23 protein-coding genes and 1 pseudogene are annotated in these 25771 nt (G+C 38.4%); 13 read left to right on the top strand and 11 right to left on the bottom strand.

What is annotated here, in order from left to right; all coding sequences use genetic code 11:
- The 4 genes from ACSHXM_RS14040 to fadE all read left to right on the top strand — a co-directional run.
- The coding region (locus ACSHXM_RS14040; RefSeq protein ID WP_435689461.1) for an AIR synthase-related protein at positions 1–263 on the top strand (263 nt) is incomplete at its 5' end.
- The gene (gene purN, locus ACSHXM_RS14035; RefSeq protein WP_435689459.1) at positions 264–920 is read left to right on the top strand and encodes a phosphoribosylglycinamide formyltransferase; all 657 of its coding nucleotides are present in this window, start codon (positions 264–266) and stop codon (positions 918–920) included.
- The gene (locus ACSHXM_RS14030) at positions 880–1626 is read left to right on the top strand and encodes a DUF3108 domain-containing protein (protein WP_435689457.1); all 747 of its coding nucleotides are present in this window, start codon (positions 880–882) and stop codon (positions 1624–1626) included. The genes purN and ACSHXM_RS14030 overlap by 41 nt, the downstream gene beginning before the upstream one ends.
- Before the next feature lie 231 nt (positions 1627–1857).
- A complete protein-coding gene (gene fadE, locus ACSHXM_RS14025) occupies positions 1858–4329 on the top strand; it encodes an acyl-CoA dehydrogenase FadE (RefSeq protein WP_435689455.1) in 2472 nt (823 codons plus the stop codon).
- A gap of 90 nt (positions 4330–4419) precedes the next feature.
- Here the strand turns inward: fadE and ACSHXM_RS14020 are convergent, their stop codons facing one another.
- Positions 4420–5052, bottom strand: a complete 633-nt coding sequence (locus ACSHXM_RS14020; protein ID WP_435689453.1) for a LuxR C-terminal-related transcriptional regulator — start codon at positions 5050–5052, stop codon at positions 4420–4422.
- A 119-nt stretch (positions 5053–5171) separates the two neighbouring features.
- Positions 5172–7115 carry an acetate--CoA ligase gene (gene acs, locus ACSHXM_RS14015; protein ID WP_435689451.1) on the bottom strand — a complete coding sequence of 648 codons (1944 nt, stop codon included), beginning with the start codon at positions 7113–7115 and terminating at the stop codon, positions 5172–5174.
- Between the two features lie 149 nt (positions 7116–7264).
- Here acs and cmoA point away from each other — a divergent pair, with 149 nt between their 5' ends.
- From cmoA to ACSHXM_RS14000, 3 genes are all read left to right on the top strand, one after another.
- Entirely contained in the window at positions 7265–7996 is a 732-nt protein-coding gene (cmoA, locus tag ACSHXM_RS14010) for a carboxy-S-adenosyl-L-methionine synthase CmoA (protein ID WP_435689449.1), read from the top strand.
- Between the two features lie 28 nt (positions 7997–8024).
- On the top strand, positions 8025–8996 hold the full coding sequence (cmoB, locus tag ACSHXM_RS14005; protein ID WP_435689447.1) for a tRNA 5-methoxyuridine(34)/uridine 5-oxyacetic acid(34) synthase CmoB: 972 nt from the start codon (positions 8025–8027) through the stop codon (positions 8994–8996).
- A gap of 77 nt (positions 8997–9073) precedes the next feature.
- Positions 9074–9460, top strand: coding sequence for a tetratricopeptide repeat protein (locus tag ACSHXM_RS14000; protein WP_435689445.1), 387 nt, complete (start codon positions 9074–9076; stop codon positions 9458–9460).
- A gap of 65 nt (positions 9461–9525) precedes the next feature.
- Here ACSHXM_RS14000 and ACSHXM_RS13995 read toward each other — a convergent pair whose 3' ends face one another.
- Positions 9526–12252 (bottom strand): TonB-dependent receptor, encoded by a 2727-nt coding sequence (locus tag ACSHXM_RS13995; protein WP_435689443.1) that lies wholly within the window; start codon positions 12250–12252, stop codon positions 9526–9528.
- A 358-nt stretch (positions 12253–12610) separates the two neighbouring features.
- Between ACSHXM_RS13995 and ACSHXM_RS13990 the strand changes: the two genes are divergently transcribed.
- Positions 12611–13474: an alpha/beta hydrolase fold domain-containing protein gene (locus tag ACSHXM_RS13990; RefSeq protein WP_435689441.1), complete on the top strand. Its 864-nt coding sequence runs from the start codon at positions 12611–12613 to the stop codon at positions 13472–13474.
- Positions 13475–13476: 2 nt separating this feature from the next.
- Here ACSHXM_RS13990 and ACSHXM_RS13985 read toward each other — a convergent pair whose 3' ends face one another.
- Both ACSHXM_RS13985 and ACSHXM_RS13980 read right to left on the bottom strand, forming a co-directional pair.
- Complete coding sequence (locus ACSHXM_RS13985; protein WP_435689439.1) at positions 13477–14397, bottom strand: beta-agarase; 921 nt, start codon at positions 14395–14397, stop codon at positions 13477–13479.
- 134 nt (positions 14398–14531) lie between these two features.
- Positions 14532–15266, bottom strand: coding sequence for a helix-turn-helix domain-containing protein (locus tag ACSHXM_RS13980; RefSeq protein ID WP_435689437.1), 735 nt, complete (start codon positions 15264–15266; stop codon positions 14532–14534).
- A 145-nt stretch (positions 15267–15411) separates the two neighbouring features.
- Here ACSHXM_RS13980 and ACSHXM_RS13975 point away from each other — a divergent pair, with 145 nt between their 5' ends.
- Both ACSHXM_RS13975 and ACSHXM_RS13970 read left to right on the top strand, forming a co-directional pair.
- The gene (locus tag ACSHXM_RS13975; protein ID WP_435689435.1) at positions 15412–15774 is read left to right on the top strand and encodes a hypothetical protein; all 363 of its coding nucleotides are present in this window, start codon (positions 15412–15414) and stop codon (positions 15772–15774) included.
- Between the two features lie 108 nt (positions 15775–15882).
- Positions 15883–16677, top strand: coding sequence for a DUF2145 domain-containing protein (locus tag ACSHXM_RS13970; RefSeq protein ID WP_435689433.1), 795 nt, complete (start codon positions 15883–15885; stop codon positions 16675–16677).
- An 84-nt stretch (positions 16678–16761) separates the two neighbouring features.
- Here the strand turns inward: ACSHXM_RS13970 and ACSHXM_RS13965 are convergent, their stop codons facing one another.
- From ACSHXM_RS13965 to nagZ, 3 genes are all read right to left on the bottom strand, one after another.
- A complete protein-coding gene (locus ACSHXM_RS13965) occupies positions 16762–17889 on the bottom strand; it encodes an ABC transporter substrate-binding protein (protein WP_435689431.1) in 1128 nt (375 codons plus the stop codon).
- Positions 17890–17988: 99 nt separating this feature from the next.
- On the bottom strand, positions 17989–19419 hold the full coding sequence (locus ACSHXM_RS13960; protein ID WP_435689429.1) for an SLC13 family permease: 1431 nt from the start codon (positions 19417–19419) through the stop codon (positions 17989–17991).
- A complete protein-coding gene (gene nagZ, locus ACSHXM_RS13955; RefSeq protein WP_435689463.1) occupies positions 19409–20422 on the bottom strand; it encodes a beta-N-acetylhexosaminidase in 1014 nt (337 codons plus the stop codon). The genes ACSHXM_RS13960 and nagZ overlap by 11 nt, the downstream gene beginning before the upstream one ends.
- Before the next feature lie 200 nt (positions 20423–20622).
- On the opposite strand from nagZ, the gene nadK reads away from it, so the two are divergent.
- The 3 genes from nadK to ACSHXM_RS13940 all read left to right on the top strand — a co-directional run bounded on the left by nadK (position 20623) and on the right by ACSHXM_RS13940 (position 23751).
- Positions 20623–21498, top strand: coding sequence for an NAD(+) kinase (gene nadK / locus ACSHXM_RS13950; RefSeq protein WP_435689427.1), 876 nt, complete (start codon positions 20623–20625; stop codon positions 21496–21498).
- 108 nt (positions 21499–21606) lie between these two features.
- On the top strand, positions 21607–23280 hold the full coding sequence (gene recN, locus ACSHXM_RS13945; protein ID WP_435689425.1) for a DNA repair protein RecN: 1674 nt from the start codon (positions 21607–21609) through the stop codon (positions 23278–23280).
- Between the two features lie 114 nt (positions 23281–23394).
- A complete protein-coding gene (locus ACSHXM_RS13940) occupies positions 23395–23751 on the top strand; it encodes an outer membrane protein assembly factor BamE (RefSeq protein ID WP_435689423.1) in 357 nt (118 codons plus the stop codon).
- Between the two features lie 62 nt (positions 23752–23813).
- Here the strand turns inward: ACSHXM_RS13940 and ACSHXM_RS13935 are convergent, their stop codons facing one another.
- The 3 genes and pseudogenes from ACSHXM_RS13935 to ACSHXM_RS13925 all read right to left on the bottom strand — a co-directional run.
- Entirely contained in the window at positions 23814–24449 is a 636-nt protein-coding gene (locus ACSHXM_RS13935; RefSeq protein WP_435689421.1) for a DUF2987 domain-containing protein, read from the bottom strand.
- Positions 24446–25294, bottom strand: a complete 849-nt coding sequence (locus ACSHXM_RS13930) for a glucosaminidase domain-containing protein (protein WP_435689419.1) — start codon at positions 25292–25294, stop codon at positions 24446–24448. Before ACSHXM_RS13930 ends, ACSHXM_RS13935 begins: the two co-directional genes overlap by 4 nt.
- Positions 25287–25771: pseudogene (locus ACSHXM_RS13925) on the bottom strand (hypothetical protein); the annotation flags it as partial. The gene ACSHXM_RS13930 and the pseudogene ACSHXM_RS13925, both read right to left, overlap by 8 nt.

The following is a 25771-nucleotide window of genomic DNA, read 5'->3' as shown; positions in this document are numbered from 1 at the left end:
GTGTATTACCTACAGGAACAAAAGCGGTAATAGATGGTAGTAGTTGGCAATGGCCAGGAATATTTAACTGGTTACAAGAAAAAGGCAATGTTACCACCCACGAAATGTACCGCACTTTCAATTGTGGTGTAGGTTTAGTAATAGCCCTTCCAAGAGACAAAGCGGATCAAGCTGTTAAAATATTAAATGACTTAGGTGAAAATGCCTGGGTGATTGGTCATATAGAGAATAGTCAATCAGAACAGCAGGTTGAGATAAACTAAGTGACTGAGGGTAAACAAGCCAAATCTATCGTAGTATTAGTATCTGGAAATGGCTCAAATCTACAGGCAATTATTGACCAGATTAATCTAGGCAAAATAGATGCTAAAATTGCAGCAGTGGTGGCTAATAAAGAAAACGCATATGGCCTAACACGAGCTGAAAACTCAGGTATTCCGGCAATATTTATAGACCATAATAGTTTTGATAGTCGAGAAGAATACGATCAAAACTTGATGTGTACTATCGATAAATATAAACCTGACTTAATCGTTTTAGCAGGTTTTATGCGCATCCTCACAACTGAGTTTGTTGAACATTATCAAGGACGTATGTTGAACATTCATCCATCTTTGTTGCCTAAGTACAAAGGATTGAATACTCACCAAAGAGCAATTGATGCTGAAGACAGTGAACACGGGGCTTCTGTTCACTTTGTCACACCCGAGCTTGATGGTGGCCCCGTAGTGTTGCAATCTAAAGTACCTATATTTGCACAACAACAAACCGAAGAATTAGCCCAAAGAGTACAAGAGCAAGAACGCAACATGTACCCATTGGTAATTGCTTGGTTTTGTGCAGATAGACTAAAAATGGCAAATAATAAGGCAATATTAGATGATAAAGAACTATCAGAAATGGGTTATGCCGTTGGATAAGTTGGGATTGGTTTGGTTAATCTTAACCTCTCATATCGTTTTTTCTCAACAGGTTGTAGCGAATACAACACCTTCTTTGAAACCATTTAAAGCCGAGTATTCGGCATTTAGATTTGGCCGAGAATTAGGTTTTGCAACCCTAGAACTAAAAGAGCAAGACAAAAACCAGTTTGCTCTAGAATATTATTCAAAAGTTTCTATATTCTTCTTGTCAGATAAACGTACTGAAACTAGTTTGTTTTCGTTCAAAGATAATGAAATCATCCCACAAACTTATATTTATAAACGCACAGGGACGGGTTCCAATAAAAATATTGGAATACAGTTCTCACATGCCAATAAACAAATACAAATTAACAATGGTCAACCCATTGTTTGGGATGGCCAATATGATAATCAATTATATCGTTTGGATGCCCAACTGAAATTGGCATCGGGTAAAAAAGAGTTCTCTTATGATCTAATCAATAATCGAGGAACACTTAGACATTACGATGTGAGAGTTTCTACAACCGAAACTCTAGATCTACCATTTGGTAAAGTGGACAGCATAAAAGTGATACTAGAACGCGAAAACTCTTCAAGAGAAACCATTGCTTGGTTTGCCCCTTCTTTAAATTATCAACTAGTAAAATTACAACAGTTTAAAGATGGTGACGAACAAGGTGAAATTCGCCTAAAGAAGTTTAAGTTTCTACCGGATTAGTAATAACTCTAATCAAATGTCCTGAGAGAATTCTTTTATCTCGATAAGCGTTAAATATTGACCAGTTGAAACATGCCACAACACTTACCTTTTTAGGTATTTCAAATATTTTTTATGTGCACGCGTAGAAAAACAATTCAGTAACTTTTAAAACACCTCTTCCAAAACTTGATCTTTTATAACTAAACCTATAAGTTAAAACCTGTGGTCGGACCTCAATATGGAACCCTTATGCAACTATTACTTTGGCTATTATTTCTTCTTGCTTCATTAGGTGCGGTGAGCTATTTCCGCATGAAACTGTTTAATGCAACCATTGCCCTTTTTTGTTTATTGGTAATCGGAAATATCTTTGGCTTAATAGGCCAAGTGACTTGGTTACTGTTTTTAGTAGTCGCTATTCCACTCAATATCGAATCCATTCGTAAGCAATATATTAGCGCGCCAATTTTACGCATGTATAAAAAGATCATGCCAGAGATGTCGAGCACAGAAAAAGACGCTATAGATGCAGGCACTGTATGGTGGGATGGCGAGTTATTCAGTGGTAATCCCAATTGGCAAGCATTACATAATATTCCGCAAGCTAGACTCACCGCGGAAGAGCAAGCATTTTTAGACGGGCCAGTAGAAGAAGTATGTAGTATGTGCAACGACTGGGACATCACCCACAAAGCTACAGATTTGTCGCCTGAAATTTGGCAGTACTTAAAAGACAATAAGTTCTTTGCCATGATCATTCACAAAGAGTATGGGGGCTTAGACTTTTCGGCCTATGCCCAATCTAGAGTATTGCAAAAATTATCAGGCGTTAGCGCTGTATTATCTAGCACAGTGGGCGTACCAAACTCTCTGGGCCCAGGTGAATTACTGCAACTCTATGGTACAAAAGAACAACAAGACCAATACCTGCCTAAATTAGCCGTAGGTGAAGAAATTCCCTGTTTTGCTTTAACTGGACCAGAAGCAGGTTCCGATGCAGGGTCATTACCCGACACTGGCATAGTGTGCAAAGGGCAATGGCAAGGTAAAGAAGTAGTGGGTATGAAACTCACCTTCGATAAACGTTATATTACCTTAGCACCTGTAGCCACTGTAATTGGGTTAGCTTTCAAGATGTATGATCCTGAAGGGTTACTTGGTGATAATGAAGAGTTAGGCATCACTTGTGCTTTATTACCAAGAGAAACCGACGGAGTAGAAATTGGCAATCGCCACTTCCCAATGAATGTCCCTTTCCAAAATGGGCCTATTCGCGGCAAAGATGTTTTTGTACCGCTCGATTTTATCATTGGTGGAGAAAAAATGATCGGCCAAGGCTGGCGTATGTTAGTCGAATGTCTGTCAGTTGGGCGAGTTATTACCTTACCTTCAACTTCGGCTGGTGGAGCAAAAGCAATTGCTTTAGCAACTGGGGCGTACGCGCGTATTCGTCGTCAATTTAAGTTACCCATTAGCAAAATGGAAGGGATTGAAGAAAAGCTTGGCAGTATTGGTGGCAATGCATATTTAATGGATGCGGTAACTTCATTTTCAACAAAAGGTGTCGATTTAGGTGAAAAACCTTCTGTTATATCAGCTATTTGTAAATACCACCTTACAGAGAAAATGCGCCAAGTGGTAACCGACTCTATGGATATCCATGGTGGTAAGGGTGTTATGCTTGGACCAAATAATTATTTAGGTCGAGGTTATCAAGGCGCGCCAATTGCCATTACGGTAGAAGGAGCAAACATACTCACCCGCAATATGATGATTTACGGCCAAGGAGCGATGCGCTGTCACCCCTATGTTTTAGCCGAATTATCCGCTGCCACTAATCAAGATCAGGAAGAAAGTTTAGAGCAATTTGACCAAGCTGTATTTGGTCATATTGGTTTTGCCATGAGTAACTTCTTCCGTAGTTTATGGTTTTCTATTACTGGCGCCCACTTCACTCGCGCTCCGTTTATCGACCACACCCGTGGTTATTACAGCTCAATGCAAAGATTCAGTGCTAATCTAGCCTTATTGTCGGATGTAGCAATGGCAGTATTAGGCGGTGATTTAAAACGCCGCGAACGAGTATCAGCTCGCTTGGGAGATTTACTTAGCTATTTGTATCTTGCTTCGTGTGTGCTCAAACGTTTTGATGACGAAGGTAGACGTGAAGAAGACGCCCCTTTAATGCACTGGGCCATGCAGGATTCTTTATACAGACTGGAAACATCTCTTGACGAATTATTAGACAACTTTCCTAACCAATGGTTGGGCTTTGGGCTTAAATTGGTAATTATGCCTTTCGGCAAAAAGTATCAACGTCCCTCAGATAAACTAGACCATAAAGTGTCAAAAATTTTGCAAACCCCTAATGAAGTACGCGCACGATTAGGTGATGGTCAATATTTAAGTCGAATTGAAGGCAGTTTATTTGGGGATCTAGAGCAGACTCTTGAGAACATAGTAGCTGCAGAGCCTATATACGACAAAATTTGTAAAGCAGCTGAAAAACGTTACCCTTTTACTCAGTTAGATAAATTGGCTGACATAGGACTTGAACTCAGTGCGATAAGCGAAGAACAGGCTGATTTACTGCGCGAAACTGAAAAAGGTAGATTACGTACAATCAATGTTGATGACTTTGAGCATCATGAGTTAGTTGGCGGTGCACAAAAACCTAGAGCGAAACGAAAACCTAAAGCAAGTGCAAGTATAACAAGTTAAGACTTCAGCACCTTAAAGCTTAAATAACAAAAAAGCCCTGAACTATAATTTCAGGGCTTTTTAATATGAAAAAACAATCATCCCACTAATTTATTGATCGAGATCTAATTTCTTTAGTAGTAAAACGGCTTGAGTTCGGGTGTTGACTTCGAGTTTTCGTAAAATAGCACTGATGTGTGCTTTAACTGTCGCTTCCGTAATATTTAACCCAAAAGCAATCTGTTTGTTTAACATACCGTCTTGCACTAATTTAAGGACTTCAACCTGTTTTGCTGTTAATTCAGACACAAGTTTCACTAAATCAACTTCAGAATCTAAACTATCTATTTTTTCCTGCATGCCTTCTGGCAACCAAGTACTACCAGCCATGATTTGTTTAAGGGCATCTGCAATAGTATGACTAGAAGTAGCTTTAGGAATAAACCCTTTTGCACCTAATCCCATTACATTTGAAACCACATTAGCCGAATCATTTGCTGATATAACAGCAACTGGAATAGTGAAGTCTTCTACTACTCGCGTTAAACCGTAATAATTTTCGCAACCGGGCATGTTTAAGTCTAACAAGACTAAACCAATATCTGGATGGGTTTTAAGGGCTTCAATTGTCGAATCCAAATCATCAGCCTCAACAATATTCACGTCATCAAACAATGGCTCTAGTGCACCTACCAACGCTTCTCTGAATAACGGATGGTCATCTGCAATTAAAAATTTTGCCATTCACAAACCTCTACGTACAAAAATGATTGTTAGACTTTAGTATAAGCTAACACATTGACTGGCAAAGTCTAAACCTTCAATCTAATAATTGAAGGTTACTTTACCCAAACACAAAATAATTACTTATTTAGTCTATTTTCTATCAGCGCTGTAACTACACTTGGATCAGCTAGTGTAGAGGTATCACCCAACGACTCATGCTCGTTAGCAGCAATTTTCCGCAATATTCTGCGCATAATTTTTCCTGAACGGGTTTTTGGTAATCCATTGGTCCATTGAATAAAATCAGGGCTCGCTATAGGACTTAAATCTTCTCTTACCCATTTTCTGACTTCTTTGGTCAACGCTTCTGTTACAACTGTACCATCTGTAGGTAAAACATAGACGTAAATCCCCTGTCCTTTTATATCATGGGGATAACCAACAACTGCAGCTTCGGCCACTGCAGGATGAGCCACCAGTGCGCTCTCTATCTCCGCAGTACCTAATCTATGACCAGATACGTTCAAGACGTCATCTACTCGACCTGTGATCCAATAATATCCATCTTCATCACGTCTTGCACCATCGCCGGTAAAATACAAGTCATCATAAGTACTAAAGTAAGTTTGTTTGTATCGTTCGTGATCACCCCAGACCGTGCGAGCTTGCCCAGGCCAAGAGCCTGTTATGACTAAATTTCCTTCTACAGCACCTTGGAGCACTTCTCCTTCACTAGATACCAGTGCTGGTTTAACTCCAAAAAATGGTTTTGTTGCAGAACCCGGTTTTAAGTCAGTCGCACCTGGTAAAGGCGTAATCATAATCCCGCCGGTTTCAGTTTGCCACCACGTATCTACGATCGGACAAGCACTATTACCAATTTTTTCATGATACCAATGCCAAGCTTCAGGGTTAATAGGTTCCCCTACACTTCCCATAATTCGTAAGGTTTCGCGGCTAGTACCTTTAACAGGCTCATCTCCTTTTGCCATTAAAGCCCTGATAGCTGTTGGCGCAGTATACAAAATATTAACCTTATGTTTATCTACGACCTGACTCATGCGACTAATGTCTGGATAAGTTGGAATGCCTTCAAACATCAATGTCGTGGCTCCATTTGCCAAGGGTCCGTATACGATATAAGTATGGCCTGTAATCCAACCAACATCAGCCGCACACCAATAAATGTCCTCTGGTTTATAATCAAACACATATTCATGGGTTAGTGACGCATACACCATGTAGCCACCCGTAGTATGGACCACGCCCTTCGGTGTACCCGTTGACCCAGAGGTATACAAAATAAACAAAGGATCTTCTGCATTCATAGGTTCTGGTTCACATATAGGCTCACATTGTTCAGCCAGCTCATGCCACCATATATCACGGCCTTCAGTCCAATCTAAAGCACACTCGGTATGTTTATATACGATGACGTTTTCAATACAATTCGTTGACTCTTTCAGCAGAGCTTTATCGACATTGGCTTTTAAAGGAACGGTACTACCGCCTCTTCTGCCTTCATTTGAAGTAATCACAACTTTTGCACCACAATCTTGTATACGATCAGCAATAGCATTTGGAGAAAATCCACCAAATATAACCGAATGTACGGCGCCGATGCGGGCACAGGCAAGCATAGCGTAGGCGGCTTCAGGTACCATAGGCATATAAATAATCACCCTATCCCCTTTTGCAACACCTAATCTTTTTAAACCATTAGCAATTTTGCACACTTGGTCATGCAGTTCTCGATAGCTGATGTGTTTGTGCCATTCGGGTTCATCACCCTCCCAAATTATTGCGGTACGTTCAGGATTTGTTTTTAGGTGTCGATCAATACAGTTATAGCTTGCGTTTAACTGCCCATCAGCAAACCAAGTGATCTCAGCGTTGTCTTTCGAAAAATTACTTTTACAGACTTGAGTGAACGGCTTTATCCAGTCAATCCTTTTTCCCTGTTCAGACCAAAATCCATCAGGATCACTTACTGACCATTGATATAACTTTTCATATTCAGCTTTGTCAGCGTGAGTATTTTGTTGAATAGAATTTGGAACAGGAAAGAGACTTGCAGACATTATGTGAATTCCTTTAGATAACTTCTTTTATTATCCCCATAAGGTATAAGACTGAAATCACGTTTGCAACAATGAAAGTAACACGTTGATTGCTAATTTCAGCACAGGTAGAATTGCCGGCAATTTTTAAGCAAGTTATTACATTTAATATGAATACAGGTAAAGACGCGATCTATTCACAACCCCAACAAGTGGGAGCATTTAGTTTCGACCAGAATGTAGCTGAAGTCTTTCCAGATATGATCCAACGCTCTGTCCCTGGATATAATACAATTGTTGACGCTATCGGGCAGTTATGCGGCTCTCATGCACAAGAAAATAGTGTCATTTATGATTTAGGCTGTGCTCTTGGCGCAGCTAGTTTAGCGGCAAGTAAATATGTCACAGCAAAAAATTGTAAAATTATAGGTGTCGATAATTCAGAAGCTATGGTTAAACGTTGTGAATTACACGTGCAAGCCTACAAATCAACAACGCCCATTCAAGTGATTTGTAATGATTTACAAAATATTGATATAACCAATGCGAGTTGTGTGATCATGAATTTTACTTTGCAATTTATTGAGCCAGAACAAAGAGCTGATATTATCAATAAAATATACGCAGGTTTGAATCCAGGTGGCATTTTAATCTTGTCTGAAAAACTGCAACACAATAGTGAACAAGGCAATGAACTTTTGATTGACCTTCATCACGAATTTAAAAGACGTAACGGGTATAGCGAACTTGAAATTAGTCAAAAACGCAGTGCATTAGAAGACGTTATGCGCACAGATACATTTGAAACGCATCAAAAACGCTTAACCGGCGCAGGGTTTTCAGATGTTGTACGTTGGTTTACCTGTTTTAATTTTGCATCCATGGTTGCGTTAAAAAAGTAAGCAAAAAATAAGATATAAAGGAGGCCTCTTGGCTGTCACTTGGTTTAACGACTTTTACAAACAAATTGCGAGTTCGCCCCTTAGTCATTGGTTAGAAGTTCTCCCTGCTCAAATCGCCCACTGGCAAAAAGAGCAACTTCACGGTGACTTTAATAAGTGGGTAAAACTTCTCAATAAATTGCCTGATACCAATGCTTCATTTATCGATTTGAAAGACAAAGTTCAATTTGGCCAAGCTGAAGATATTAGCGACTACACCCAAAAACATATTACCGGATTATTAAAACAATTTGCTCCATGGCGCAAAGGGCCATTCCATTTACACGGCATTCATATCGACACTGAATGGCGCTCTGACTGGAAATGGGATCGCGTACAGCCCCATATTGCATCTCTTAAAGATAGATATGTATTAGACATTGGATGTGGCAGTGGTTACCACATGTGGCGAATGTTAGGTGAAGAAGCAAAGATGGTAGTAGGTGCTGATCCATCTCAACTATTTTTGATGCAATTCCAAGCACTAAAACACTTTAATCCCAACCCTAATATTCATTTACTACCTGTGGGAGTAGAGCAATTACCTGAGCTTAAAGCCTTCGATACCGTATTCTCCATGGGCGTTCTATATCATAGACGTAGCCCAATCGAATTTTTGTACCAACTTAAAAATCAATTACGCAAAGGCGGCGAATTAGTCTTAGAAACCTTAGTTGTTGAAGGAGATGAACATACAGTACTCATGCCAGGAGAGCGTTATGCGCAAATGCGTAATGTGTGGTATTTGCCAAGCACAGCAGCCTTAACCGTATGGATGAAAAGAGTCGGTTTTAAGAATATTAAGGTCGTTGATGTCGCGCCAACTAGTTTAGAAGAACAAAGAGCAACCAAATGGATGGACAGCCAATCACTGGTGGATTTTCTCGACCCGAGTGATCAAACTAAAACTATTGAAGGTTACCCAGCTCCATTAAGAGCGGTCATTGTAGCTGAAGTTTAACTCAGCGATAAGTAACTCAACGATCAAATAACTATAGGTCCGTGAAGATCTCATTAATTTAGCAAGGAAGTTCAACAGTGAAATTATATAAAGTAGTAGTATTAACGTTAAGTTTGATTCAAATGGGTTGTAGTTTAGCCCCTAGCGCGGCCAATCGTTCACAGAAAGCATTTAATGTTGGCGAATACGCTGAATCAATCAGAATCGCAAACTACGCCCTATCAACCTATGAATACAATATTGAAGAAAAGGCCAGTTTACTGTTTTTAAAAGCCGAAAGTTATGCAAAACTGAAACAATACACAGACGCTTACGGCGTAATGCAGTTCATATTAAAAACCTATCCAGACACCGAAGCTTATTATAGAGCAAAGACCTTATTGTCTTCAGTGACTAAATATTTACAAAAAATACCTAAAAATATCCAGCGACCAAAACAACAAACGAATTTGCAAAATATATAATCATTTTATTAGCTCCACAAAAAAGCCCGGCATATGCTGGGCTTTCACATTCAACAGCTCAATTTTTACATTTTACCGCGAACCGTAAACATATAACGTTGTCCTGAGAACTCCACATCTAACACCCGTGCACGTATATCGGCATATCGTACATTACGTTCATTTGTGGCATTGATACCTTCTAAATGAACAGATATGTTGTCATTAATTTCATAACCTAGACTGAAATCAAGCTGACCGTAAGATTCAACATTTTCTGGCAAACCAGCGCGACCTTTACGTGTTGCCAAAAAATTGTCTCTTAAGTTATAGGCTAATCGAGCACTAAAACCAGAGTTTTCATAGAAAGCTATTAGGTTGTAGGTGTTTTTAGCAAACCCTTCTAGCGCCGAACTTGGTGCAACAGAGTTAACCGGAATAGATTCGTTGTCAGCCCTTGAATCTGAGCTGGTAGCGAAGGTATAGTTAGCTTGCATACCTAAGCCATCTAACATATCCGGTAATTCGCTAAATACATGGGTATACGCAATTTCAAATCCAGAAATTTCGCCACCGGCAACATTTTGCGGAGACGTATTATCAAACACTAAATCACCGGTAGGGCCAGGAACAACCAATGGGCGAGTTTCTTCAGCGATAAAGGTTTTGATATCTTTTCTAAAAATAGCGAGAGCAAGTGACATATCTTCGCTGGCATACCACTCTAGGGTAATATCTTGTTGATCAGCCTCAAAAGGTGTTAATAGCGGATTACCACCACTGGTATTATAGTTTTGCCCATTCGCACTAAAATTACGACGAGTGGCTATTTCACTTAGAGTTGGGCGGGTAATGACTTTTGCTGCGGCGTAGCGAAGTATTAAGTCATCTTGTAGTTCAAAGGTAAGGTTCAAGCTTGGCAATACGTCTGTATACTGATTATTTACTTCTACAGCTTGTTGAGGTGTGAAGTTAATAGTTAAATTTGGATCAGTTGGGTCATCTGGTACTGTCTTTACAACACTTTCAATATCTTGACCATAACCAGCAGAAGTTTGTTTTGTTTGTACTATTCGTAAACCTGCATTGCCCGAGAAAGGCAAGTTTCCAATGTCTCCCATAAACTCAGCTTGAACATACCCACTCAACGTAGACTCATCAACCAAAGAAGAGCCGACTGGATCTAATACAGGTGAAAATTGCTCTGCAACTCCTGGTTTAATCGTGTCATAAAAAGCTAATAATGCTTGTGGGTTAATGGCTAAGAAATCTCTAGGGAAATTACCATTCAAATCTTTTAAAAAGTCTTCAACGGGAAAATCTACAGCAATGCCCTCACCAAGTAACTCTTGTTTACGGCCACAGAATGAACACTTTACATTCACTGGTTTTGATGGCGTTTCAATCTGTAAAAACTCTTTAGTACGATCTTGATAAGCTAGTCCCGCTTTTAATGCTCCTGAGTCTCCGTGCCAAGTAAAATTAAGTTTAGCATCTAACACTTCATCTGTGATTTCATTTGCAGAAAAGGTAGCAAAGTGACCACGAAAATCTGACAAGTTGGTTAAACTAGTATCACTATTGACGATAAAGTCAGGGGCATCTTTGTTTAAATGATCAAAGGTGTAACTGGTATCAGCCGGCGGAGTACCGACACTGACTAACCTTTGGTCACCGATACTTTCCGCCTCGGACCAAGCTAAGTCGAACTCCATTTCAATGTCGTCTTTTTCCCACGCTGCATTTAATCCAACAAGTAGGGTTTCTGTAGCACGACTCTCGTCATTACTTGATACAGATAAAGGCGACCCCACTTTGTCATATTTTAAGGCTGTGTTGTGCTCGTCTAATACAACATTCTCGAAACGTCCAATATGTGCAGCGTTAACATTGACATAGCTGTCATTATTCACATCATGAGAGGTATAAAACACATCTGCTTTTAGATCCCAGTTTTCGTTAGGGCGATATTGCACTGTCGTTGTTAATGCAGCCCGTTTGTTATTATCTAAATCAAGACGATTTTGGTGAAACTTATCAATGCGGGTGCCTACCGTTATGGTTTCACCTGGCGCATTGGGGTTAGGCAAAGTCATATTTTGTGACTGCCACCCACCGTTTGCTCTTGATGTATCGGTACGTGTTTCGCGGTCATCAAAACTGACACCAACAAGAAAACCTAATTTCCCATCATTAAAAACATTACTGTATAAACCGCTTAGTTTTGTCCCTGTTTTGCCTGCTAACTGACTATTAAATGCAGTAATCGACCCAGTAAGAGTCTGCTCTGGTAGATCTAGAGGATTCGCAGTAATAAGGTTAATTGATGCACCAATGCTGCCTTCTGTCATTTCTGCTGTGGGTGTTTTAACAACATGAGCATCTTGAATCAATTCACTAGGGATGACTTGGAAGTCAAACTCTCTGCCCGCTCTTACTGTGGCCATAGTCCGATTATTTAATGATACGTTATTAAATTGAGGTCCAAACCCACGAACAGTGACGCCATTTCCCTCACCTCGGCTACGAGATATTGAAACACCAGGGATACGAGTTAACGACTCAGCAATATTTTGATCTGGGAAATCACCAATATCTTCAGCAGAAATAGCATCCATAACATTAGCTGCATCACGTTTTTGGTCGATAGCGCGCAATAAACCACCACGTATTCCTGAAATTTGAATAACTTCTGTGTCATCACTAACCTGCTGTGCGATAACGGGGGCAGTTACTGTCAAAACACTAGTACCGAGCAATAAACCAATGCTTTTAGCTATCAGAGATTGCTTTATGTGTATCTGTTTTCTCATCGTATATACCTTTAATGATTAGAATTTGAGTCCTAGACAAATAAGTGAACGTATTTAGCTAAGCTAAATAAAAGGTAAATATAATGTAAATCCATGTCAACATTACACATTATTTTATGCTACTTTACGTGTGAAAATAAAGGAGATTGTTAACCATGCACAGTCTACAAACCTCGCAAGTCTATGATATATAGTTAAATAGTTGATATATCAAGATATTAAAATCAATTAAATCAAACATATAATATTTTGTAATACAATATCAACAATAAATTGAAACATAAATGGTTTACCTGTAAAGGAAATTTAACAATGGTAGAATGAGGTCATACCAATAAACCAAATACGGCTTAATATTTTGAATTTACTTAATTCACTAGGCTTTATACTACTCACACTATCTAGCGAACTTGTGAATGCCAATCCTGTTAATATCCAAGTGACTAAAAATATCACTTATGCCACTTTTCCAGAAAAAGATGTTCAGTTAGATTTATATTCCCCTAAAATCAAAAAAATGTATCCAGGGATCATACTGGTACATGGTGGTGGTTGGACTGGTGGTAGCCGGCAGAGCTTTCATACAACAGCTGTGGCATTGGCAAAACGTGGTTATGTCGTAGCCAATATTGATTACCGCTTAGCTACTGAAGCGGTATTTCCTGGCGCGGTACAAGATACAAAAGCAGCAGTTCGTTGGTTACGAAAACACGCCAATCAATTCAACGTAGATCCCAATAAAATATCAGCCATTGGCGGTTCAGCTGGGGGACACCTCGTTGCAATGGCCGCTCTTAATGGTCACTCCAATAAATTTAATGGAGCAGGAAACTTGCCAGATACGTCGAGCAAATTACAAGCAGTTATAATTATGGGCGCTGGTGTTGACCAAGTTAAGCGAGCTGAAAATGCCCCGAATAACTATGTCAAAAATGCCAAGATCTTTTTTGCTGGTAGTTTTGCAGATAAAAGGCAAACCTATGAACAAGGTTCACCTATTACACACGTGTCAAAACAAACACCGCCAATCCTGATGTTAGACGGCGGCCGAGATAATCCAGGTAAACGTTATGTAGACTTTATTCGAAAACTTAAAATACATAATGTCTCATATAAATTTAAACAAATCCCCAAGGCCAAACATGGCCAATGGAGCCATTCAAAATATTTACCTGCCTATATTAATGCCTACGATACGTATCTGCGTGAGCACCTTAATTAGCTCTATTTTGACTCTAATTTCCAAGTACGCACCCAATCAACTCTCATGGTATTAATTGAATCGTCTAATAAATCAGATTTTTTAGGTAACCCGCCTACCCAGTCAGAATCTTGTGTCCATAAATCCCAGATTAGGTGTTGTTTAATGGTAAAAGGTTGCTCTGTTTTAACACTGCCCGCAGGTTCGCCATTTAGATAAAACTGTACCGTGTGTTCATCTTTCCACCAAGCCCCCACAACATGGTAAGCCTCATTCCATTTTACTCCTTTTAGGGTGTTGCCTTTCGACAAGTTACGATTATCAAAATTACCTTTGTTTCTTTCGGTTTTACCATTTTTGACCACAAAGTACTGAGAGCTCATTTGCCAAGGGTAATCGTCATTTGAATAGTCATCTGAAGGATTAGAGTTGTTTTCGATAATATCAATTTCATCACGATCATTAATATCACCATTGTTTAACCAAAACGTATTGTAAGCGGAAATATGTGCTGTTTTAATCCGGCTCTCGGTATACATGGGAAACTTAATTTTGGCTCGAGACATAACCCGAGAAGCTTCAAACCACTGATCTTTACTCTTTTCGTCTAGCGTCGCTTTGATCCATAAGTTGCCATTGCTCACACCAGAGTTTTTATCCACCATCTTGACCGGTGTGTCACCGTAGTTCCAATCGCTCTTAATCCATTTGCCACTATCCCAGTGATGAAACTCGTCTGATAATTTTTCTACTTTTTTCCAAACCATATCTTTTGGTGTGGTGTTATCAAAGGAAGTGAAACTAGGTTGAGTAGAATCGGCTTTATTTACATCTACTTGACCAATAAATTCATTGGGCTTGGCATTACAACCAAATATGAAAACACCTAAAAAAGCTGTCATTGCAGCTTGTTTTAATTTTACATCAAACACATTGTTAAACATTATCAATTAACCTTCTTCAAAATATTAAGAGAGTTTACCCAATTAATAGATTGATTCAATTGGCAATTTGTAATATTTAATATCATTTCCTTTATATTGAGTTTTGCATAAAAGCAAAGGTGTAAAGCAGACCTTTATCCACGTCGCATGTTTTCAAACAGAGATGGTTCCCAAGGGCGCATAGCCATTAAAAGACCAATATGCTGGCGTTTATCTAAGGGTAATTCCGCATCTTCTTGATTGAGTACAGCCGCTTCTTTTGTCAGTTGATTAAGTTTGCGTTGAATAATATCTATAGAAGACTGTGAATAACGCCCTCTTAAGTAAAATCTAAAATTCCATTTTTCATTTTGTTTAGGCGCCATGAACTTCACCATGACTTCTTGCTCCATAAATCGTTCTAACGGCCCACCGGGGATCCACCTAAAATCTTGAGCTATCAATGAGCGAAAGTGATTATCCGGCAATAGCTCAATGATTTTCAGTTTGTCTAATTTAGCTAATAATTGAATGCAAGCTAGTTTGTCTATGTTGTAATAATCAATAATTTCAACAAACTTCCAGGCATCACGCACACATACTGCGACTAACAACAACTTGGGATCAGCCAATAATTCTTGTTCTTGCTCTACAGTTAATTGACTAATTTTTTGTATTTGTTGTTGAGCCAAAGCAAATAAGTCGGATAAATTCATTTTTAACAAGTCACAGATTTGCTCTAGTCGCTCCAAAGTAAAACTTTGAGTGGAAAAGATACGTTTGATATTGGCTTCACTCATACCTAAGTTTTGAGCAATGTCTTTGTAGGTTATTTGATGCTGACGCAAAAGCTGCTTGAGAACTAAATTCACCTGTTTAATTTGACTCATATATTTGGAACCTATCTAAAACCACTCAAAAGTATAATATAACTATACCTTTAGTTTCATTACAGTATACAAAAATAGTCAATGTTTACTTATTAAATACTTCCCCCTAACCTTGTATTCGTTCTTAATCAAAAAGGAAGTAACAATGACATTAACTAAGATAGTTTTAGTATTGGCCCTAACAGTAAGCGCTTCAAACGTAAATGCGGCTGGTTCAATTCAACATAGTGGAAAAGCAATTAAACATTCAACATTAGCCGTTGGACATGGTATTGCATCTACAGCAAAAACTGCCAGTGCAGTCGTAGCTGTACCTTTAATTGTTGGAGGTAGTGTAGCTGTAGTAGCCGGAACAACGAGCGTGAAGGCAGGTGCTTCACTAGTCGATTCAACTAAAAGTCAACACAAGCATACACATGCACCTTTAGTCATTACCGAAACCACTATCACAGCCGATCCTGCACCTGATCAAATAATAGTGATCCAAACTAAACAAACACCCCACTAATTATGCTAACGGTTGGCAATAAACCTTAGCCAACCGTTCATTAACGATACCTATTTATAAGGATGAGTATGCAGCCTAATTTATTGTTGATCTTAAAGAAACTAACCGATGAATATTAAACACTTATTAATAACGCTATTACTACTATCCCCAACGACTTGGGCTGGTAGCCAAGCAAATCAAAATGCGACCTTTGAGCCAGAAAAAATCATTACCTTTGCTAAAGACGTTGAAAAATATGCCGCCGCTAAGGGAGCAAGAGCTTTTATCATCGCACGGGTTGGCAGGCCTCAAAAAGATTTACCAAAAGGCATAAACTACACACATACAGCCATAGCAGTGTATTCAAATATTCTGTTAGATTCAGGTGATACCGTAAAAGGTTACGCCATTCATAACTTGTATCAAACACCTGGTAAACCTAACCGCAGTGAATTAGTCATGGACTATCCAGTAGATTTTTTCTGGGGAACGCAACAATTAAAAGCCGGGATCATTATTCCTACTCCTGAAATTCAACAACGATTAATAGACCTAATTAATTCTGGTAAAAATGAAAAGCTACACAATACTAATTACTCGGTGATTGCCAACCCACTAAACAGTCGCTTTCAAAACTGCACCGAGCACACCTTAGACATGATAAATGCAGCCATTTACCAAACCACTGACACTAAAAAGTTAAAGGCTAATGCTGCCGCTTATTTTACGCCACAAAGAGTAAGAACCAGCCCACTTAAACTCATGTTTGGATCTATGTTAATGAAAGAGGTGACCACCAAAGATCACAAAAGAAAAGTCGCTACAGCTACTTTTGGTTCTATCCATAAATACTTATCACGATATGGGCTGGTTGAGGATGCGGTGGAGTTATACTCAAGTAAGAAGATCGTTACAATTTGATTCAGGTCTAAATTAACTAATTAGGGCTCAGGAAGTTTTGGAAGCTAAACAGGTATTAAGAGCCCGTTGATTAAAAAGAAGAACTTAATTGTTTAGTTCAAGTGAAAGTAATTTGGGTACCGAAAAGTTATACCTCTTTAACTGAGGGTTTTGTTTTTTACTTAACATTGAAAAATCTATTTTGGGCCAATATTCAGTTTTAATGTTGTTTGCTAACGCATTAACATTAGATATTGTCATTGGGAACAATGGCGTATTAACAATTAGCCCTGTATCGTCTTTAAAATCAAATCCGTTAATGTAATCATACAACATAAGAGTGGCGATACCTCCTTCAACAAAGTGCCCACCAAAACTCACAAACTGCTGGCTACTTTTTATATAACCAATGTTCTTTTCACTCCAATCTACACCTCCCAACCAAATATTTTTACCTGCATCAAAATTAGAAAACTGTTCAGTTGCCATAATTGCACCTTCTGCCAAAGCATCGCCAGCGGTCCAAATAATATTAACATTGGCATTTTTATGTCTTTTTAAGAGTTGTATTGTTTTTGTTTTCCCTTCTGATACGGTCCAATTGGTTCCTACCGATTGAATAAATGTCACGACGTCATTATTTTTAACAGCAGATTCTAAACCCACTGTTCGAAGTTTTCCTGCTGAGTGAATTTTCGAACCACTTAACCCAATCATTGTCTTTTTCTTAACGGGAACATGTTGAATTAAATATTCAGCTAATTGTTTCCCAACTAACATGTCATCAGGGGCGATATGTCCAAGCCAATACTTGTATTTTTCTCTTGGTAATCCCACTTCTTCAATGATTCGAGGCGTTAAAGTCGTATTAATCGTAATAAATGGCGTTTTATGTTCTTCAAATACTTGCAAAACATCTTTCTCAGCCATAAATGCAAATGTAGTAACAATCATTTGAGGTTTGCTTTCGCGGGCTAATTGCTTTTTTATTGCGTCTACAATCAAAAAACGATTTCGTGACGAGTCGCTATACAGGAGTGATTCAGACCTGAGGTTTAGGCTTTGTGCCACGGCTTGCATAAATTGAATGGATTTATGCCAAAACGGATTCGTGTCGCTATCTGGAACAATAAATAAGATTTGCTTTTGAAGAACGACATCCTGGCTTTGTAATTTAAATGGTAAAATTAAACTACATAAGGCCAAGTGGACGAATAATAAATATTTAAACATTTTAAATGCAATGCACTTTCATAAGTCATCCTTGCTTAGTTTTCATCATAGTATATATGTACATATCCCAAATAATGGGGCAAAGGAATTAACTCCCCCCTAAAACGATAATGTTACAAAACTCACGCCTGTTATCACAAACGCCAAAATAACATTTAGCGCCATGCCCTCTCTTGCCATCGTTTTAATACTGAACTTGTCCATACCGTACACAATGGCATTCGGTGCGGTTGCCACAGGTAACATAAAGGCACAACTAGCACTTATTGCAGCAGGCATCATAATTAACGCAGGATCAATACCCGCTGCCATTCCTGCTGCAGCTAAAATTGGCATCAACAAAGTGGCCGTCGCAGTATTTGAAGTAATTTCCGTTAAAAAGGTAACAAATAAACAAATCGATAAGATAAGTAAAGGCACGGGCAAACTTGATAAGCCGCTTAAGGCATCACCCATAACAGTACTCAAACCCGAGGCTGAAAAAGCTTTTGCGATACAGATACCGCCAGCAAATAATAACAACATTCCCCACGGAATAGAGACGGCGGTTTGCCAATCTAATAGCTTATTACTGTCTTGTTTTTTAACTACCTCGCCAAACTTATTATCGGTTTTAGCATCATTGTTTTCTTTAATTCGATTACCACTGGGTATCAAAAACATTAACACTACGCCTGCCAACGCAATACTGCTATCACCAATTGTTTTCAAATCTAACCAAACAGTCCAATAAGGTCGTGTCATCCAAGCTAAGGCAACAAGTAAAAATACGCATAACACTCTTTTTTCAGCCGGTTGCCACTGCCCAGATTTAGGCAACACATATTCTTGAGTATTCTTTAAACCTCTAGTCAACCACCAAGCAATGATTGGAATACCAATGACAACAATAGGTACACCCGTTTTCATCCATTCTAAAAAGCTAATTTCTTTACCTTGCGCTTCTAAATAAACGCTCATGAAAATGATGTTTGGGGGTGTTCCAACTGGGGTCCCTACTCCTCCTAAGCTAGCGGCATAGGCAATACCTAACAACATTGCGATAGTTAGTTTCGGATCTTTCACATGTTGCAAAACAGCTAATGTAATGGGTAATAACATTAAGGTCGTTGCAGAATTGGAGATCCACATGCTCAATATGGCAGCTGTTAACATGAAGCCAAGTACTAAACGTTTAGCGCTTTTCCCCCCTGTGATGTTCACCAAATAATAGGCAAGCCTACTGTGAACATTAGACTTTTCTAGGGCTTTAGATAACATAAATGCCCCCATAAGAAGAATAATCACATGGCTACCTAAAGCCGATGCTGCCTGTTTATGGTTCAGTACTCCAGCCATAGGAAAGGCAAAAAAAGGAATGAGTGACGTTACTGGTATTGGTAACGCTTCGGTGACCCATAACATTGCCGTAAATAAAGTGATGGCTGCAGTGGCACTGATAGCTTGAGTATTACCGTAAAAACTCAAAATTCCAAAAAGAGCTAATGAACAGCCAGCCGAAAGTAAAACTAATTTAGTGTTAGTTTGCATAAAACTTATCTAAAATTCTTTGTGCTTTATCGTACCGATCAGACTTAATCAGTTGTTCAAACTCTACCTGACTTGATTGTCGTAAACGTTTGACTCTTGTGGCATTAGGCAAATCACTAGGTAATCCATCAATAACCTTTGCAGCACCCGTTGGATCATTACAAACTAGCACCATATCGCAACCCGCAGCTAGGGCTAATTGTGCTCTTTGTACTATATCGCCCATTTGAACGGCACCTTGCATCGACAAATCATCTGAAAATACAACCCCGTCAAATTCTAATTTTTGACGTAAAATTTGTTGGATCCAGACCTGAGAAAAACCTGCTGGTAAGTCATCAACATCGGGGTAAATAACATGAGCTGGCATGACAGCGTCTAACAAACCTTGCTGGTGAATTGCAGAAAAAATAGCCATATCGACATCAAACACTTGCTGTTTTCTACGCGTGTCTATTGGAATAGCAACATGAGAATCTTCTAAAACATTACCGTGACCAGGAAAGTGTTTACCCGTCGATTTCATGCCGGCTGAATGCATTCCTTTTATAAAGTTACTGGCTAATTGAATAATGGTGTCAGGTTCTTGATGAAATCCACGATCACCTATCACTTCGGAGATGCCATTAATATCTAACACAGGAGCAAAGCTAATATCGATATCAAAAGCTTGTACTTCAGAAGCCATAAGCCAACCTAATTGCTGACAAACATCACTCGTATTCAACCCATTTCGTTGGCAAACATCTTGAATAGAGCCCATAGCAGGAATTTTACTAAAACCCTGCCTAAATCTCTGAACCCTTCCTCCTTCATGGTCTACCGCCACAACAATATCATTACGCGTAACCATTCTAATGTGTTTAACCAGATCTTTTAGTTGATTTTGGTCATGGTAATTACGAGTAAACAAAATAAGACCACCAACTAACGGATGGTCTAACATTTCTATCTCTTCTGGTGACAATTCATATCCTGCCACATCTAACATTATTGGACCGATACCACTCATAACGACTAACGTGCTCTACTACTTAAAATTCTTTAAATTACTATATGAATATTCATTTCCAACAGTCAATATAAAACTTAATTCTGAAGTACTAAAACGCAAAAGATTAAGCAATATTTCAACAAAGAAATGACTTTAACAACTTGCACTGGTTATACTGGCAAACTAACTAGAAATAATAATGTTGTCATATGGAATTTAGAACCGTTGGTTTAATAGGCAAACAAGCCCACCATGATTCGAATTTAAGTTTTAAAGCGCTTATAGTTTATTTAACCAAACGTGGGTGCAGAGTTTTGGTTGAAGAAAGTACCGCCAAAAACTTAGACTCAAATGGTTTTGAATCAGGCTGTCTTCAAACCATCGGCAAACAAGCTGATTTAGCCATTGTGGTTGGCGGTGACGGCAATATGTTAGGGGCGGCACGTGAATTAGCAGAACACAATGTTGCGGTTGTGGGTATTAACCGCGGTAATTTAGGTTTCTTAACTGACATTAATCCTGAAGACTTTGAAATTCAATTAGACAGTATCTTCGACGGAAATGGGCAAATTGAGCAACGTTTTTTATTAACCGTGGAAGTTTATCGAAATGGAGAATTGCAAAGCAAAAACTCAGCGGTAAACGAAGTGGTTATGCACCACGGTAAAGTCGCCCACATGATGGAGTTTGAAGTCCATCTTGATGATCACTTTGTATTTAGTCAGCGCTCAGATGGATTAATCGTCGCAACTCCAACTGGCTCAACGGCATATTCTTTATCTGGTGGCGGCCCTATTATCACCCCTACCCTAGATGCATTAACTTTAGTTCCAATGTTTCCTCACACATTAAGTAGCCGTCCAATTGTGGTTGATGCAAACAGCATAGTTAAACTAAAAGTTTCCCCTGAAAATACCGACAACCTACAAGTAAGCTGTGACAGTCATATAGTGCTAACCGTATTACCAGGAGATGAAGTCATTATTAGTAAAAACTCTGCTAAGTTGTCTTTGATCCACCCTATTGGCTACAACTACTTTAACGTATTACGTACTAAACTTGGTTGGGGCAGCAAACTTTATTAATCAAAAAGATTAAGTTACACAAATATATTTTGAACTTTCATCTAGACAACAAACAAAAGCATGGTTATATTTACACCACTGTATAATTAAACAGGTATTGAATTAACAATGCTGACTCATCTATCTATTCGTAATTTTGCTGTCGTCAAAACATTAGACATTGATTTTAATCAAGGCATGACCGCTATCACCGGAGAAACAGGAGCCGGTAAGTCTATCTCGGTAGACGCACTTGGATTATGTTTAGGTGAGCGAGCGGATAGCGGTATGGTGCGTACTGGAGCTGACAAAGCTGAAGTAACGGCTGGATTCGATGTTAAGCAACTACCAGGCGCGCTAAGTTGGTTGAAAGAACACGAACTGGATGACAATGATGAAGTACTTATTAGGCGCATAGTGTCGTCTGAGGGACGTTCCAAGGCTTTTATCAACGGCTCACCTGTACCATTGCAACAATTAAAAAACTTAGGCATTTATTTACTTAGTATTCACGGACAACATGCACATCAGCAAATTTTAAAAAATGATCAACAACTTAGTTTATTAGATCAATATGCTGAACATGACAAATTGCTTAATTCAGTCACTCATATATATCAAAACCTTAGACATCAACAAAAACAGTATCAAGATCTTTTAGAAGGGCAACAACAAAGAGATGACCGAAGACAACTCTTGTCTTATCAAATAGTCGAACTTGATGAATTTTCATTAGCAGAAAATGAGTTTATTGAATTAGAGCTCGAACATAAAAAGCTTAGTCATAGTCAAAGCTTGCTAGAACAAAGCCAGATCAGTTTTCATCAACTATATGACTCTGAAGAATTTAACGCATTATCTGCAGTACAAAATAGCCTAGAACGTTTAATAGATCTGCAAGAACATGACGCAAGTTTAACACCTATCATTTCAATGTTAAATGAAGCTAGTATTCAAATAGATGAAGCGGCTAGTGAATTACGTGCCTACAGCGAACAATTAGAAATAGATCCTATGCGTATGCAAAATGTAGAAGCACGGTACTCTCAAGCATTAGATCTTGCCAGAAAACATAATGTTAAAGCTGAAGTTTTGTATGATTTCCATCAAGAGTTAACCCAAGAATTTGCTGACTTAAAACAAGATGACACTTTATTAGATGAATTAAAACAACAACTCCAACTTGAAGAAAACAATTATAGAGTTGCAGCGCAAACCCTGTCTGACTCTCGCTTAAAAGCGGCGAAATCCTTTGCTAAGCGTGTTGAAAAACACATTCACAAAATGAATATGGCTGAAGCTGAGTTTACAATTGCAGTAGAATTTGACGGTCAAGGCACACCAAATAGGTTGGGACTAGATAAAGTCAGCTTTATGGTGTCAACCAACAAAGGGCAATCACAAGATAAACTAGAAAAAGTCGTTTCTGGTGGTGAACTATCACGAATAGGTTTAGCTATTCAAGTGATCAGCTCTAGTAATAATAATGTAGCCACTATGATATTTGATGAAGTAGACAGTGGAATTAGTGGGTCAACGGCTTCAATTGTTGGTGAATTATTAAGAACATTAGGCGAAACCTGCCAAGTTATTTGCGTAACGCATTTACCTCAAGTAGCCGCTAGAGCGCACAATCAGATGTTTGTGACTAAGTTTAGCGACAATAAAACAACAGAAACTCATATGATTAATTTACAAGAAAGTGAACGAATTGATGAATTGGCACGTCTACTAGCTGGAGACACTTTAACTGAGTCGGCCATTGCCAACGCCAAAGAATTATTACAAATTAGTAATTCATAACAATTAGGCATTGATATGGCTATTAAGGCTGGGTTAGGATGCTCCGCTAAAGTTTGTTGATTAAGCGACTAAATGCCTAATCACTGTTTTCAAATGCCAAAATATTGAGTAAAAATGAAGTTTAAAAATATATTGCTTGTATGCGCAGCCACTATGATGTTGTCTGCTTGTGCTGATTGGATTTTCCGAATTGACATACCACAAGGTAACTTTTTGGATAAAAAAGATGTAGAAAAACTAAGAATTGAAATGACCAAAGAACAAGTAGAGTTTGTTTTAGGCAAACCTGTTGTAGCTGACTCATTCGATCACGATACTTGGTATTACTTGTATCAAATGAAGCGTGGTATGAAAAAACGCGGAGAGGACTTTCGTAAAGAATTAGTCATTAAATTTAAAGAGGGTAAAGTTTCAGAAGTGATTGGTGATTTTGAACTATCTGAAGAGTTTGAGACGCCTCTCGATCAATAGATAGTTTATAAAATTAGGCGTCTTGATTAACTTTCATGTTACTTGGCAAGACGCTTAATTTATTATTTAACAACTAAAGCCGTGATACGAATAGGTTTCGCCGGCAACTCAATTCCTAGATTGTTATCCAACCAAGCTTGGTCCAGAGTAATGTTTCCAGAGCTATCTTTTAAGGCATCAAATTTTGCTGGTAAGGTTACGCTAGGCTCAAATTTAAACACTAAGCCTTCTGCTGAAGGCATCATAAATGACATGAAGCTTCCCATGTTAGAAAAAAACGCACGATACTGTTCTAACAATGATGTTAACTCTGCATGGCTATAGGTTTGCTTTAACTCGGTCATTTTGGTTTCTAACTGTACTGACATGTCACATTGATTAGCATTGTCATCTAATTCAATAGAGACATTAGCTTTAGCCATCTTAAGTACTTTGTCTGAAGGCACTGTAAAACGCGTTCCATTCTCAACTTTTAACGGCATCACCTGTTTTTGAGTCACTATATTAGCTTTTTTAATATGACATAAACGTTTATCAATAACGTGTGTAAAACCAAAAGCAAACCTCAATTTATCGGTATCTTCTTTCGCTATTTTTTTCACATGGCTATAAAAACTAGAATATTGCACATTCAGCACTTCACCAATGGAAGCGGAACTAAACAATAATGAACTTAATACTAACGATTCACGGATCATATATTTAAGCCCATATGTTTCTTATTTACACGTATCATATTTTGTAATTCGTCAATGTAGTCTTGGCCACGCTCAGAATATTTAGATAATCCATTCACTAGCTCTTCAGACGAGAGTTTTTTGCCTTCTCTACGTAATTTAATACGAATCTCTCTCAACTCGTGATAAGCATATAATCGATTTAAATTACGTACATAGGTCATTACAGCATGTGATAAATCTCGAAACTTTGCGACCTCATGAGAAGAGTCTTCGTTGCGTTGATTAGGAACAAAACCACAACCTTTCTTAAAACACCATAAGCCGAAAAAGTTATAACCATTTTTAGCAAACCTTGACGTTCCCCACCCTGACTCATTAGCGGCTTGTACCAATATCATTGCTTCAGGGATCACATCAATACGTTTTATGAGTTTGGATAACACGTATTCATTTGAATGTTTCTTCTTTTGTGACACCTTATACTTTTTCATTAAACGTTGCATCACAGCCTCTTGAGACGCGTTCATCTTCTGTTTATTACTGTTCATTTCGTATAGCGCCAGAATCATTTTACGTTCTTTTAGGACAATAAAATTTTGACGACGTATTTCAGGTAGCAAATACGCAAAAAATGCTTTTTTCTTCTCCACAACATTCGTGTACGAAGAAAAATCTGGCACGGGTTTTTTACTACTTGGCAATGGTGCGACATACAAGTTATCCAAATTAATTTGGCCCGTATGAGTGATGTCAAATTCACCATCAAGCTGACTCACAGGTTTATGCTGCACAAGCACAATAAAAACAACAACTGCAATAAGACTTAAACCTAGCGCAATCCCACTTTTTAATATTTTATGCATGAAAAATTGATTCACTTGATTGTTGATTAGTATTCGCTTTAGCTACTGTCACTCCAAATAACTCTCGGTACAACACACCTTTAAAATTACAATAGAATGGTACTAACCAAATATACATAATGCCGAAAGTAAATATGCCCACAATGAATAAAAATACAGAAACTAAATAGAAACAACTTAAAGGTAAAATATAGCGGTTATAAACCTTAAAAGACTGAATTAAGGCTTGATTTGGAGAGACGTTTTTTTCTACCAACAACATCATAGAAAACCCCAATGCCATATTTAAATATATCAGCACAATAAAACCGAAAGAAGCATTAATACTTGAAACTAAAGCTGATCCCAAATCAGTTAATGCTGCCACGCCTAAAGCCAATAATATGACTAACACCGAGCCTATAATCTTTTTAAATAATAAAAAGAATGGAGGTTTTATGCCCACACTATGAGATATCCCTAATAACAACATAGTGG

Source organism: Paraglaciecola sp., from assembly GCF_051252315.1.
In the GTDB taxonomy this organism is placed as follows: domain Bacteria; phylum Pseudomonadota; class Gammaproteobacteria; order Enterobacterales; family Alteromonadaceae; genus Paraglaciecola.
Note: the sequence above shows the minus strand (reverse complement) of the source record. Positions and strands in the feature narration are given on the sequence as shown.

Coding starts and splice junctions, on each gene's coding strand:
- ACSHXM_RS14030 (WP_435689457.1), top strand. CDS start 880: ATGATAAAGAACTATCAGAAATGGGTTATGCCGTTGGATAAGTTGGGA.
- fadE (WP_435689455.1), top strand. CDS start 1,858: ATGCAACTATTACTTTGGCTATTATTTCTTCTTGCTTCATTAGGTGCG.
- ACSHXM_RS14020 (WP_435689453.1), bottom strand. CDS start 5,052: ATGGCAAAATTTTTAATTGCAGATGACCATCCGTTATTCAGAGAAGCG.
- acs (WP_435689451.1), bottom strand. CDS start 7,115: ATGTCTGCAAGTCTCTTTCCTGTTCCAAATTCTATTCAACAAAATACT.
- cmoA (WP_435689449.1), top strand. CDS start 7,265: ATGAATACAGGTAAAGACGCGATCTATTCACAACCCCAACAAGTGGGA.
- ACSHXM_RS13995 (WP_435689443.1), bottom strand. CDS start 12,252: ATGAGAAAACAGATACACATAAAGCAATCTCTGATAGCTAAAAGCATT.
- ACSHXM_RS13985 (WP_435689439.1), bottom strand. CDS start 14,397: ATGTTTAACAATGTGTTTGATGTAAAATTAAAACAAGCTGCAATGACA.
- ACSHXM_RS13980 (WP_435689437.1), bottom strand. CDS start 15,266: ATGAGTCAAATTAAACAGGTGAATTTAGTTCTCAAGCAGCTTTTGCGT.
- ACSHXM_RS13975 (WP_435689435.1), top strand. CDS start 15,412: ATGACATTAACTAAGATAGTTTTAGTATTGGCCCTAACAGTAAGCGCT.
- ACSHXM_RS13970 (WP_435689433.1), top strand. CDS start 15,883: ATGAATATTAAACACTTATTAATAACGCTATTACTACTATCCCCAACG.
- ACSHXM_RS13965 (WP_435689431.1), bottom strand. CDS start 17,889: ATGTTTAAATATTTATTATTCGTCCACTTGGCCTTATGTAGTTTAATT.
- ACSHXM_RS13960 (WP_435689429.1), bottom strand. CDS start 19,419: ATGCAAACTAACACTAAATTAGTTTTACTTTCGGCTGGCTGTTCATTA.
- nadK (WP_435689427.1), top strand. CDS start 20,623: ATGGAATTTAGAACCGTTGGTTTAATAGGCAAACAAGCCCACCATGAT.
- recN (WP_435689425.1), top strand. CDS start 21,607: ATGCTGACTCATCTATCTATTCGTAATTTTGCTGTCGTCAAAACATTA.
- ACSHXM_RS13940 (WP_435689423.1), top strand. CDS start 23,395: ATGAAGTTTAAAAATATATTGCTTGTATGCGCAGCCACTATGATGTTG.
- ACSHXM_RS13935 (WP_435689421.1), bottom strand. CDS start 24,449: ATGATCCGTGAATCGTTAGTATTAAGTTCATTATTGTTTAGTTCCGCT.
- ACSHXM_RS13930 (WP_435689419.1), bottom strand. CDS start 25,294: ATGCATAAAATATTAAAAAGTGGGATTGCGCTAGGTTTAAGTCTTATT.